11 protein-coding genes are annotated in these 12,804 nt (G+C 33.4%); 7 read left to right on the forward strand and 4 right to left on the reverse strand.

All coding sequences use genetic code 11. The features are described from left to right. The first annotated feature begins 1 nt into the window (after position 1). The 5 genes from tsaD to ABWH96_RS09025 are packed head-to-tail and all read left to right on the forward strand — an operon-like array spanning position 2 to position 3,268. Entirely contained in the window at positions 2–1,024 is a 1,023-nt protein-coding gene (tsaD, locus tag ABWH96_RS09005; protein WP_375581123.1) for a tRNA (adenosine(37)-N6)-threonylcarbamoyltransferase complex transferase subunit TsaD, read from the forward strand. Beyond that, positions 1,021–1,416 carry a thioesterase family protein gene (locus ABWH96_RS09010; RefSeq protein ID WP_375581124.1) on the forward strand — a complete coding sequence of 132 codons (396 nt, stop codon included), beginning with the start codon at positions 1,021–1,023 and terminating at the stop codon, positions 1,414–1,416. The genes tsaD and ABWH96_RS09010 overlap by 4 nt, the downstream gene beginning before the upstream one ends. Before the next feature lie 29 nt (positions 1,417–1,445). After that, on the forward strand, positions 1,446–1,910 hold the full coding sequence (gene smpB / locus ABWH96_RS09015; RefSeq protein WP_375581125.1) for an SsrA-binding protein SmpB: 465 nt from the start codon (positions 1,446–1,448) through the stop codon (positions 1,908–1,910). Positions 1,911–1,913: 3 nt separating this feature from the next. After that, entirely contained in the window at positions 1,914–2,705 is a 792-nt protein-coding gene (locus ABWH96_RS09020; RefSeq protein WP_375581126.1) for an NlpC/P60 family protein, read from the forward strand. Between the two features lie 41 nt (positions 2,706–2,746). Next, complete coding sequence (locus ABWH96_RS09025; protein ID WP_375581127.1) at positions 2,747–3,268, forward strand: HNH endonuclease; 522 nt, start codon at positions 2,747–2,749, stop codon at positions 3,266–3,268. A gap of 68 nt (positions 3,269–3,336) precedes the next feature. On the opposite strand, the gene ABWH96_RS09030 is transcribed toward ABWH96_RS09025, so the two are convergent. Further along, the gene (locus ABWH96_RS09030) at positions 3,337–5,499 is read right to left on the reverse strand and encodes a glutamine synthetase III (RefSeq protein WP_375581128.1); all 2,163 of its coding nucleotides are present in this window, start codon (positions 5,497–5,499) and stop codon (positions 3,337–3,339) included. Between the two features lie 336 nt (positions 5,500–5,835). Between ABWH96_RS09030 and mtaB the strand changes: the two genes are divergently transcribed. Beyond that, positions 5,836–7,158 carry a tRNA (N(6)-L-threonylcarbamoyladenosine(37)-C(2))-methylthiotransferase MtaB gene (gene mtaB / locus ABWH96_RS09035; protein ID WP_375581129.1) on the forward strand — a complete coding sequence of 441 codons (1,323 nt, stop codon included), beginning with the start codon at positions 5,836–5,838 and terminating at the stop codon, positions 7,156–7,158. Between the two features lie 147 nt (positions 7,159–7,305). Here mtaB and ABWH96_RS09040 read toward each other — a convergent pair whose 3' ends face one another. Beyond that, positions 7,306–8,235 (reverse strand): NAD-dependent epimerase/dehydratase family protein, encoded by a 930-nt coding sequence (locus ABWH96_RS09040; protein ID WP_375581130.1) that lies wholly within the window; start codon positions 8,233–8,235, stop codon positions 7,306–7,308. A gap of 164 nt (positions 8,236–8,399) precedes the next feature. On the opposite strand from ABWH96_RS09040, the gene ABWH96_RS09045 reads away from it, so the two are divergent. Continuing rightward, the gene (locus tag ABWH96_RS09045; RefSeq protein ID WP_375581131.1) at positions 8,400–9,491 is read left to right on the forward strand and encodes a hypothetical protein; all 1,092 of its coding nucleotides are present in this window, start codon (positions 8,400–8,402) and stop codon (positions 9,489–9,491) included. Here the strand turns inward: ABWH96_RS09045 and ABWH96_RS09050 are convergent. Then, positions 9,485–11,491 (reverse strand): ATP-binding protein, encoded by a 2,007-nt coding sequence (locus ABWH96_RS09050; protein WP_375581132.1) that lies wholly within the window; start codon positions 11,489–11,491, stop codon positions 9,485–9,487. The genes ABWH96_RS09045 and ABWH96_RS09050 overlap by 7 nt on opposite strands. A 476-nt stretch (positions 11,492–11,967) precedes the next feature. After that, positions 11,968–12,624 carry a phosphoadenylyl-sulfate reductase gene (locus ABWH96_RS09055; protein WP_375581133.1) on the reverse strand — a complete coding sequence of 219 codons (657 nt, stop codon included), beginning with the start codon at positions 12,622–12,624 and terminating at the stop codon, positions 11,968–11,970. Positions 12,625–12,804: the final 180 nt, after the last annotated feature.

The raw sequence follows: 12,804 nt of genomic DNA on the forward strand, positions 1-12,804 counted from the left end.
TATGGATATCAATATTTTAGCCATCGAATCTTCCTGTGATGAAACTTCTGCGGCAGTTGTACAAAACGGGAAAGTACTTAATAATATTATTGCTACTCAGTCGGTTCACGAAAAATACGGAGGAGTAGTTCCCGAATTGGCATCGCGTGCTCACCAACAACATATAGTACCTGTGGTTGAACAAGCACTTTCCGCTGCAAATATAAGCAAGAAGGATTTAAAAGCAGTAGCTTTTACTCAAGGACCTGGCCTGTTAGGTGCTTTATTAGTAGGAAGTAGTTTTGCGAAGTCATTAGCATCTGCTTTGCAAATACCATTAATAGGCGTAAATCACATGCAAGCCCATATTTTAGCCCATTTTATTGAAGAACCAAAACCAAAATTTCCTTTTCTATGTCTTACGGTTAGTGGCGGCCATACACAGATTGTGAAAGTTAATGATTATCTCGATATGGAAATATTGGGAGAAACCAGAGATGATGCTGTAGGTGAAGCTTTTGATAAGATTGCAAAAATTATTGGTTTACCTTATCCTGGTGGGCCAATGATAGATAAGCATGCTAAAAAAGGAAATCATGAAGCATTTCAATTTCCTGAAACTGAAATGCCAGGATTTAATTATTCTTTTAGCGGAATTAAAACAGCAGTATTATATTTTTTGCAAAATAATAGTCAAAAAGATCCTGATTTCGTTAGCGATAATTTGGATGATATATGTGCTAGCGTTCAGCACCGGTTAATTATGACGCTATTGCAGAAATTAAAAAAGGCATCTAAACATACAGGAATTAAAGAAATAGCTATAGCGGGAGGGGTATCTGCTAATTCTTATTTGAGAAAAATGTTAGCAGAAACTGGAGAGGAGTTGAACTGGAATACTTATATTCCAAAATTTGAATATTGCACTGATAATGCTGGAATGATTGCTATGACGGCACATTTCAAATATCAAAAGCAAGAATTTTTGGGCATGGATGCTGCTCCAATACCAAGAATGAAATTTTCAGTTGAAAAAGATAAATGAAAGATATTTTCAAAATAGGAGATAAAAAACTTCACAATTTTAAAGTAAAAGCTCAAGATGTGGCACATTTTGAGCAACAAGCCGTACATGATGTTTGTGCTACCTTTACTTTAGCCAGAGAAATTGAATGGGCAACTCGACTATTTGTATTGGAAATGCTGGAAGAAGGAGAAGAAGGAATTGGTACTCATTTAAATATCGAACATCAATCACCTGCTTTGGTAGGAGATACGGTGGAAATAGAGGCAAAATATAGTGGGATTAAAGAAAGGGAAATAATTTGTGATTATAGGGCAAAAGTTGAAAATAGAATTGTTGCAGTAGGAACAACTGGCCAAAAAATACTTAGAAAAGAAAAATTAGCCCGATTTTTTGATAGTTTATCAAAATAAAGTATTAATTTTTGTTAGAATTGTGAAATATGAGTGATAAAAAAGAGTTTAGTACTTCAGTTACAGTAAAAAATAAGAAAGCTAGATTTGAATATGAGTGGTTGGATACCTTTCAAACGGGTATAGTATTACAAGGTACTGAAATTAAAGCTATTCGCTTGCATAAAGTGGGCTTACAAGAAGCTTATTGCTATATTCATAGAGGAGAAGTATTTGTGAAAGGAATGCACATTGGGCATTATGAATTAGGTACTCATTATAATCATGAAGAAAAAAGGGAACGCAAATTGCTTCTTAAAAAGCAAGAGATAGAGAAGATTAGAAAGCGGATGGAAGAGAAAGGTTTAACCTTGATACCCACTAAGCTTTTTATAAATAATAGAGGTTTGGCTAAATTAGAAATAGCATTGGCAAAAGGTAAAAAAATACACGATAAGAGAGACAGTATCAAAGAAAAAGATATGAAGCGGGAATTGTCTAAAATGAAATTTTAATCTATGATTTCAATAGGGGAAAAAGGTATTTGTAGATTGAGTATTGTTCCTGTGCGGGCAGATGCTTCTGATTCTGCTGAGATGGTCACCCAATTATTGTTTGGTGACCATTATGAAGTCACAGACGTTTCAAAAGACAAAAAATGGATAAAAATTAAGATCTATTTTGATGGATATGAAGGCTGGATTGATGCTAAACAAAATCATAAAATAACTGATGAGTATTTCGAGCAAATTAATAATTCTGATTATAAAATTTGTACTGATCTAACTGCAAGTATTTTATATCACAAGAATTTATTGCCAGTTACTATGGGTGCAATTATCCCTATTTCAACCAATGAAATTTTTGCAATAGAGGAACATTTAGGTTTTAATGGAGAAGCAAAATCATTGAGTGCAAGGCGAGATTTTGATTTCTTGAAAAATATATCCAAAAAATATATGAATGCGCCTTATCTGTGGGGAGGAAAATCTCCTTTTGGTATTGATTGCTCTGGTTTTACTCAGATCGTGTTTAAAATATGTGGTTACAATTTAAAACGTGATGCCTCGCAGCAAGTAGAGCAAGGCAAGACAATTGATAATCTGGAAAATGCTTTAGCTGGAGACTTGGCTTTTTTCAGAAATGAACATAAAAAAGTTACGCATGTGGGCATTTTACTTGATAATCAGGAGATTATTCATGCTTCTGGCAAAGTAAAGATTGATTTTTTAGATGAAAATGGTATCTTCAATGCTGAACAAAAAGGTTACACACATTATTTGACCGATATAAAAAGAATATTAGCATGAAAATCTAGACTGATTTTTATGCTTGATTAAAATTTTAAAGCATGAAGATTGGTTCCAGACGCGCATTAGTTCTTAATCAGGATTATAGTCCTGTTACGGTTTGTAGTATCCCTAAAGCCTTTTTATTACTGTACTTACAAAAAGCTGAACTAATTGAAAATGATGAAAAGCGTAAGCTTCGTTCAGTTGATCGCTCATTTCCTTTTCCCTCTGTCATCCGATTAACCAATTATGTTAATATGCCTTATAAGGGAGTTATGCTAACTCGGCAAAATGTATTCAAGCGGGATGGACATGAATGTCAATATTGTGGAACCTCAAAAGATTTGACACTAGATCATTTGATACCTCGCTCAAAAGGAGGGAAGTCGATTTGGAATAATCTGGTAACCGCTTGTAAAAGATGTAATGCCAGAAAAGGAAATAATACACCAGAAGAAAGTGATTTAAAGCTCAAGCGTCCACCTTTCAAACCTAGTTATGTAATGTTCATTAGAGATTTTTCAGGTGAGATAGATGAAAAGTGGATGCCGTTTTTGAAAACGAAACAGATGAGTGCTTAAATAAAAAAACCGTTCTGTAAGATCAGAACGGTTTTTGGTTTAAGTGAATAGTTGGTTATGGTTATGTACTATCTCAAAAACAATAATTCTCTGTATTTTGGCAAAGGCCAAAGCTCATCATCTACATATAACTCAAGTTTATCAGCAGCGTATCTGATTTTGTCAAAATAAGCTTCTTTCACTTCATCACAATATCTAGTAGCCATTTCTACTATGTCTTCAACTTTATTGAGTTCTTTTCTCTTTTCAATCATTTCATGCACCAAGCTTCTCAAGTCTTTAGTATAACCAGAAATCAATTCAATATTCTTCAATATTTCTGAATTGTCCAGTTTTAAAGCGCTTAAGTTTTTAGCATTTTGAGCCAGAGTATTTTGGTATTTTACCGCAGTTGGAATGATTTGATTTAATGCAATGTCTCCCATTAAACGTGATTCGATCTGGATTTTCATCATGTAATTCTCCAGATAGATTTCATTACGAGCTTCTAATTCTTCTGCAGTCATCACATTATGCTTGGCGAAAAGCTTTTTAGCTTTATCTGTAACAAATGCTTCTAAAGCTCTAGGAGTATTTTTTACATTGGCCAGGCCTCTTTTTTCAGCTTCTTTCTCCCATTCTTCTGAGTAACCATCACCTTCAAATCTTACTTTTTTGGAATCTTTAATGTATTGTCTTAAAATATTAACAATGGCAATTTTCTTGTCTGTTCCTTTGCCCATTTCAGCTTTTACTTCTTTGTGGAACTCAGATAATTGCTCAGCCATTATCAAATTTAAAATAGACATTGGTTGTGCTACGTTCTGATCGGAACCAACAGCTCTGAACTCGAATTTATTTCCTGTAAAGGCAAAAGGAGAAGTTCTGTTTCGGTCGGTATTATCTAAAATAATTTGTGGGATTTTGTCTATGCCCAATTTCATGTACATATTATCTCCCTTATCAATCTTGATATTACCTTTTTCTTCTAATTCGTCTAAAACAGCAGTTAACTGAGAGCCAATAAAAACAGACATCACTGCTGGTGGAGCTTCATTTGCCCCCAATCTGTGGTCATTACTTGCAGAAGCGATAGAAGCTCTTAATAACTCTCCATTATCAGCAACCGCTTTGATAGTATTCACTAAAAAAACCAAGAACAATAGATTTTCCCTTGCACTATTACTTGGTTGAAATAAATTAACGCCTGTGTTAGTAATCAATGACCAGTTATTGTGCTTTCCACTTCCATTTAATCCCGCAAATGGTTTTTCATGGAAAAGAACTTCTAAATCATGTCTAGCTGCTACACGTCTCATAACGTCCATCATCAAGCTATTATGATCAGTAGCCACATTTATATCTTCAAATAATGGAGCCGCTTCAAACTGACTTGGGGCAACTTCATTATGTCGAGTAGAAATTGGAATACCTAATTTTAAACATTCAATTTCAAAATCTTTCATGTAGTTGTAAATTCTACTTGGAATAGAGCCAAAATAATGATCATCTAATTGCTGGCCTCTTGCAGGATTATGACCAAAAAGCGTTCTTCCAGATAATAAAAGATCAGGACGTGCCGAAAATAATGCTTTATCTACAACAAAATATTCTTGCTCACAGCCTAAAGAAGCATTTACTTTATTAACATTTCTATCGAATAATTGTACCACTTTAGTGGCTGCGTTATCCACTGCTTCTACTGCTTTAAGCAAAGGAGCTTTATGGTCTAATGCTTCACCTGTATAAGCAACAAATATAGTTGGGATACACAAGGTTCTTCCGAATATAAACATTGGAGAAGAAGGGTCCCATGCAGTATAACCTCTTGCTTCAAATGTAGTTCTTAATCCTCCGTTTGGAAAAGAGGAGGCATCAGGTTCTTGTTGAACCAACATAGAGCCTGCAAATACTTCGATCCCTTTCTGTGCATTAAAAAATGAATCATGCTTTTCGGCAGTTGATCCAGTTAAGGGCTGAAACCAGTGCGTATAGTGAGTTACACCTTTTGTGATTGCCCAAGCTTTTACTGCAGAAGCAATTTGGTCTGCAGTTTCCATATCTATTTTTTTGCCTTTATCGATGGCACTACTTACTTTTTTAAAAACATCGGGCGCCAATGAAGCTTTCATTTCGTTCAAAGTGAATACATCCTTTCCAAAATAATCTGAAATTTTATTAGATGGGGCTTCGATTCTTTCAGTTTTTCTTCTTGAAACGATATCGAGTGCGTTGAATCTTAAATTAGCCATTTTTATGTTTTTTGGTTTAAATTCGAACCAAATTTAGATAAATATTTGTGAAATAATTGATTTTAGGTCTAAAAAATATTTTAAAAACATAAAAAATGATAAAAATCACTGTATTTGAGCCTAATTTTTTAACTGATCACAACTTTTTAATGAAATTCAGCTCTTTTTATGGAGAAAATGAGGAAAATACCTGAAAACATGTTAGTTAGCTTTTCTTATGGTTTTAAATAAAGAAAAGGAGTGAAATTCTTATCTTAATCTTTCCTTAAACTCAAAAAAATTTAGATTCAGGAATTTTAGCCTTAACTTTGCGGTTCATTTTGCAAAATTCTCGGCATGAACAAAAAAGTTGCTTTTTATACACTCGGCTGTAAATTGAATTTCTCAGAGACATCTTCTATTTCAAGAATGTTTGAAAACAGAGGTTATGAGAAAGTCGATTTTCAGGCTAATCCTGATATATTCATTATCAATACCTGCTCAGTAACAGAAAATGCTGATAAAAAATGCAAGAAGGTTGTAAAAGAAGCCAAAAAAATTAATCCTGATGCATTTGTGACTATTATAGGTTGTTATGCCCAGCTGAAGCCTAAGGAGATTTCTGAAATTAAAGGAGTAGATGCCGTTTTGGGTGCAGCAGAGAAATTCCAGTTGATTGATAAGTTGGATGGCTTCACCAAAAAAGATGAAACACAAGTTATTGCTTCGGATATAAAAGAAGCTAAGAGTTTTAATAATGCTTTCTCTATAAATGACAGGACTCGAACCTTTTTAAAAGTTCAGGATGGCTGTAATTATCATTGTGCATTTTGCACCATCCCATTAGCTAGAGGAAAGAGTAGGAGTGATACTATAGAAAATATTGTGAAAAGTGCTCAGCAAATTGCTAGCGAAGATGTAAAAGAAATAGTTTTGACTGGTGTAAATACTGGTGATTTTGGTATTCAGGATGGGAAAAGAAAAGAGCGATTTGTCGATTTGGTCAAAGAACTGGATAATGTAGAAGGAATAGAAAGATTTCGTATTTCAAGTATAGAACCCAATCTGTTGACTAATGAAATCATCGAGTTTGTAAGTCAGTCCAAAAGATTTGTGCCTCATTTCCATGTTCCGCTTCAAAGTGGTAGCAATAAGGTTTTGCGCAAAATGAGAAGGCGCTATCTGCGAGAGCTTTATGAAGATAGAGTAGCAAAAATTAAGCAATTGATGCCGCAATGTTGTATAGGAGTGGATGTGATTGTAGGGTTTCCTGGAGAAACAGAAGAGGATTTCTTAGAGACTTATCACTTTTTAAAAGATTTACCCATATCGTATCTGCATGTTTTTACCTATTCCGAAAGACCAAATACCGATGCGGATGAAATGGATGAAGTGGTACCGATGAAAGTCCGAAATGAGCGTTCAAAAATGCTAAGAAGCTTATCTGAAAAGAAAAAGAGAGCTTTTTATGAAGAAAATCTAGGTAGGGAAGAAGTAGTTTTATTCGAGAAAGATATACATGATGGCTTGATGGAAGGCTTCACTGATAATTATGTAAGAGTGGTAGCCAAATATGATCCCATTCTAATCAACGAATTGAAAAAAGTGAAACTGACTAATTTGACTGCTGAGGGTTTAATGGAAGTGACAGAAGTGGAGACGGAAGTATTGGAGCATTAATTCTTAATTTAGCTAGATTGGAGGGTGTAGGGTGTTGAGCACTAGAGCTTCCAACTTTTCATTCCACACACTCCAATTTCCGGCCTTCGGTACTGACATAGTTTGTCGCTCATTTTATCCAACTTCCATCATCCAACACCCAACTTCTCAAAACCGCAAAGCCTCTTTAAAAACCATTAAATCATCTTTCAGCTTTGTGGTGCCTTTAGGGAAGTCAATATGGTTTTGAAGTTTAGTTTCGGGGCTCACAAGTAATTCCCTTAATTTTAAATGCTGATTGATGAAAGTAAATTCCATATCTGGATAAATGGCTTTTAAAGCATCTACTATATCCAAAACCTGTAAATTTTTATCAACGACATTATAATAAGCTGAAGGGATGTCATCCTTGATGGTTACCTGCTTTAAAATTTCAGAAGCTTTTTGAATGGAGATAAAGGGGCGATGCTGTTTCCCATCTCCATGAATGGCAATATGCTTATTGAAATTGGCATCAAACATAAAACGATTAATCACAGCATCAAAGCGAACTGCATTGGCATAACCATAAACATTGCCTAACCTTAGAATTTGCGTATTGATTTTATCCATCAAACGCGCTACATGCTCTTCACCTCTTAATTTTGAGATGCCATAAATCGTTCTGGGATTAGGGTGATGGTTTTCATCTATAATATCTTTAGAAGAACCAAATACAGAAACACTACTGGCAAAAACAAAATGCTCTACTTCAGATTCTTCCACAGCATAAACCAATTCTGCCGTACCCCAATGATTGCTCTGCTCAAAATAGTGGGGATCAGCATCCGCAAAAGGCGTGGTTACTTTTGCCGCCAAATGGATGACTGTATCTATGCCATTTAAAGCTTTTTTAAGCTTTCTTGTATCCAATAGTTCCCCTTGAATAAAATTAATCTTTTCCTGATTGGGGAGCTTATCACCTAAAAAGAAATGATAATTATTGCGGCTCAAATTATCATAAATCACAATTTGCTCTACTTCCTGCAAAGGCAATAATTTTTTAATCAAAGCAGAACCAATATACCCGGCTCCTCCTGTTATCAATATTTTCTTCATGGGGTATTTAATTTAAAGAATGCGAAAATAAGGTATTATTGGTAGTTGTGAAAATGCGGAGATAGGGAAGTTTGATTAATGATTTTAATATAATGAGTGTTCAACTGAAAAATTGTTATAAACGATTTTAATAGTTTAAATATTATTACAATATTGGGACTAATATGAGGATTATATTTCTTTCTTTAATTTTAGTATTCATAGGCTGCTCAAGTGAAAAGGTAATTCATGAAACTTTTATAAAAAATCAAGATATAGTTTTTACTGATACGATTGAAATTAAAAATCAAAGTATAGCGCTATCGGCTTTAAATCCTAAACTATATGGTGACAGTCTTTTATTCACTATGGATGGGGCATATCAGGATTTGTTTATGTATAATCTCAAAACAGCTCGATTAATTATTTGGGATAATGATTTTATAAGTGGGACACGCCTACCTAATATATCATTACATGATTACATTTTCCACAAGGGTTATATTTACCTTTTTTACAAGAGTATTTATAAGGTATATCAATTCACTATAGATGGAGATTTTGTCCAAAAAATAACTATTGAACAGCCCAATAAGGGTTCTAATGCGGAAGGAAGAGAATTTTTTGAGATTACAGAAGAAGGTAATTTTATCATCAATCAAGAGATGGATGGCTATAAATCTTTACAATCCTTATTTCAGAATACTAAAACAATTGGAGTATATCGTAATACTGGAAATGCTTTAAAGTCCTTTGGTGATTTTCCAGAAAGCTATCATAGAGGTGGCATCGTTCTCAGTAAGTTTTACAATTATATGCTGGATAAGAAAATGGTTTTTACATTAAATTCGGTTGGTGTGCCACGACTTAGACAATATGATGTAACTGGAAGTTTGCAGAATTCATATAGATTTAAACTAGATGATTTTAACGAACAGATTTATTACTTTGAAAATAGTCCTTTCGATTCCAAAATCAATGATCAGATTACTCAAATTGGGAGGGATGTAGTAAGAGGAGATTCTTTGATTTACTTTTCCTACCAACGTTATGATAATGAAAATCCACCAGAGGGTTATGAAACACTGGAATTCAAATTGGGAGTATTAGATTTAGCGAAAAAATCTTTAAACACATTTAAGATCGGTGGAAATAATCTGGTGGGGACTACCAAAAGAATGATTCCACAGATTTACGATGGCAAAATATACTTTTTACTTTCACCAAATGATACTGAAAAGGAACAATTGATTTTAGTGGAGTCGAAAATTCAATGATTAGATTTCAGGTCTGCTAAGTTAACTTTAAAAGTAGTTCCTTTTCTTGGAGCACTTTCAAATTCAATAGTACCCTCCAATTGCTCCACTAGTGTCTTCACTATGGATAAACCAAGACCTGAGGTGCTTTCCCCGGCTGTTGGTTTATTACTCATTTTCTGGAATTTTTGAAATATTTTTGGCTGTTCCTCCTTCAAAATCCCCATTCCCTCATCTTTTATTTCTATTTGAAGCTCATTTCCTTTTTGTACTGCTTTAAGATATACAGTACTGTTTTCATAAGAGAATTTCAAGGCATTTGATAGGAGGTTATCCATTATGCGTTGCAACTTGTCAGGATCAGTATTAAATGCATTGTTTTCTACATTAATTTCTTTCTCAATCTTTATACTTTTCAGTTTGGCGGTATCTTCATATTTCTGAATCAGTTCGTCAAAATAAAATTGGATGTCTATTTTCTCTATTTCAGCCTTTTGTTGAGATTCAATTCTATAAAGTTGTAATAAATCCTCAATTAATTGAACCCCCTGCTGATTAGATTTTTCTAATTTATCTAAATAATCTTTTTGATCGTCAGTCAGATTATTAGGCATTTTTACTAATTGAATCAATCCTTTATTATTATTTAGAGGTGATTTCAGATCATGAGCTAATACATGTATTAATCCATTCTTTTCATCATGTATTTTTTTTAACTCTTCATTGTTTTGAATTAATTCTTTATTTCGCTCATTTAGTTCTTTTGTTCTTTCATCTACGGTCTTTTCTAATCGCTGATTTGATTGTTGCAGTGCCAGACTCAAATCCTGATTTTTAATATAGGTTTGATTTTGTCGATTGGCCAATATAATCACATGACTAAATAAATAAAAGAATATACCCAAAGCAAAAACCATATCACCAACAATATGAGATTGATGGATAAGTATTTCGATTACAGTAACAGTAAAAAGCAAAATAAAACCAATAAGTGCTATTATTAATTCTTTATCTCCTGTTAAACTTCCTTTAAAAATATAATACAATATTGCTGTTCCTGTTATTACAGTCACAATTTGCATAATTGGCACTAAGTTAGAATTATAAACAATAGGAGTGAAAAGTGTAATGATGGTCGCTGATACTCCTATATAATAAGGAATATTAGCAAAAAATTTAGGTATATCTTCTGGAAAAAGATAGTATATAAAACGAATAGTAAAAGCAAAAATAAGGTAAAAGCTGATTAATTCTATTCTAGTGCTTAGCCACCACGGAAAATTTAAATAGTCAATTAATAAATATTCATTTACACTTAAAGCTCTGAGAATTGTAAATAAGCAAACTAGTGCAAAATAAGTATTCATTTTATTTCTAGTTCTAAAAAGGTTAGAACCTAAATGATATAAGCCCATAAAGAATATGGAGCCAATTAAGAAGAATGATAATGATATATTTTGTCCTCTGTCCTCAAGTAGTAGGTCATTTTCTCCTATTTCAGGTGGTCTAGACATTCCGCCTTTACGGTAATGGAAATTTGAAATTTGAATAACCACATCTAATGTATCTGAATTAGGTATCCGGTATATTTTATTGCGATAATCTGGCTTGGCTGTTTCCACAGAAGTACCTAGTTTACCTACCTCTCCAATTTCTTTTCCATTAATGAAAATCTTGTAATTAGTACTTTGAATCTTTCCATTAATCGCTAGGTTTTTATATTTTGGATCGATAATTATTTTAGCGTAGTATGTGGCATATCCAGTAGAAGGGAGCTCCTTTCCTCTGAACTCCATTCCTGTCCAAGTGTGGGGAACTTCCGTAAAAACAGCAGAATCCAAATCCCTCATTTCTTGTGAGGTAAGTAGTTTTCCATATTCGAATTGCCAACTGCCTTGAAGAAATGCAATTTCTTTATTCAAGTCTTTTTTTCGCAAATCAAAAGTAGATTGCTGCCCATGACCTGTAGAGATCACAGTAAATAAAATAATTATAAAAATGGATAATACCTTTTTCCACATAATTTCCTAGCCTCCATAGCTTATTTTACCAATAGTTAGAGTGCAAATTTAAGGCTTGTTACAAAGATATCAGTTTGTTTTTCACTTCAAAAAGTACAAGACATAGGTATAGTGTTAGTTTTAGGATAAAACATATACGTTTGAAAATTATAGAGCTTTTAAATATTGCGAATATTTATTTATAAATCTATGAACTTATGGAATGTTAAAATCAACTTCATGATTTCATAGATGAACTCTTAATAAAAATAATTATATGTAGGAATCCAGAATTTCAGTTTACCTCCTGTGCTATATTATAAAGTAGCCCAAAAATTATTAAATGCACTAAATTTATTCAGAAAGTTATGCATACATAATAAATATCACCCCTGTAAGATTTAGATGTAGCTACAGTAATTAGTTTTTAATTGTGTATTTTTAATGGACAAGATGATAAATTAATGATTATAATTAGAAAAAAATAATTCTATTTTTTATTTAACTAAATCAGTATGTAAGCCACATTCAGTCTTATTCATTCCATACCAACGGCTTTCTCGCTCTTGCATATCCAAATCAAATTTCCGGGTGCAAGGTTCGCAGCCGATACTGAAATAGCCTTTAGCTTCAAGTGGATGATCAGGTAATTGATGTTCTTTTCTGTAATCATGAATCATCTTGGAATTCCAATCCAACATAGGGTGTAATCGGATAGAACCATGAGGAGCAGCTTGCTCTTCTTTCATGGCAGAGCGGGTTTTGCTTTGATCTGCACGTACACCATTGATCCAAATATCATGTTGCATTAATACTGCATCCATCGGTTGAGTTTTATTGAGATAGCAGCAATAGTCAGGGTCAGAGGTGAAGAACATTTTTCCGTTTGCATCTCGCTGCATATTTTTTGGAGTCAAAGGCTTTAAGTCTACTAAATTATTCAAGCCAAAATCAGCCATGATTTTATCCCGAAAAGCAACAGTATCAGGGAAATGATAACCAGTATTAATAAAATAAACAGGAATATCTGAATCTATCTTGCTTAGCATATGTAACAGTACCAAACTATGAGACTGAAAAGAAGAAGTAGTGAAATACTTCTTCCCTTCTGATTGGTATTGCTTGATTTTATGTTCTAATTCCTTAAAAGTCATTTATTAGTATTTAGTATCGAGAAGCTAGTATCTAGTAATTAACTAGGATAGTTTTCAATCTCGACTTTCATTTGTTCCTCTGATAAAGTTGTGGCTCCTTCTTCTGATAAAGAGATTCTGTACTACAGTTTTTCTATGGATTCAAGTCTGTCAATTAGATCATCTATAGAAATTTAGTCT

It is taken from the genome of Marivirga tractuosa (genome assembly GCF_042140215.1).
GTDB lineage: Bacteria > Bacteroidota > Bacteroidia > Cytophagales > Cyclobacteriaceae > Marivirga > Marivirga tractuosa_A.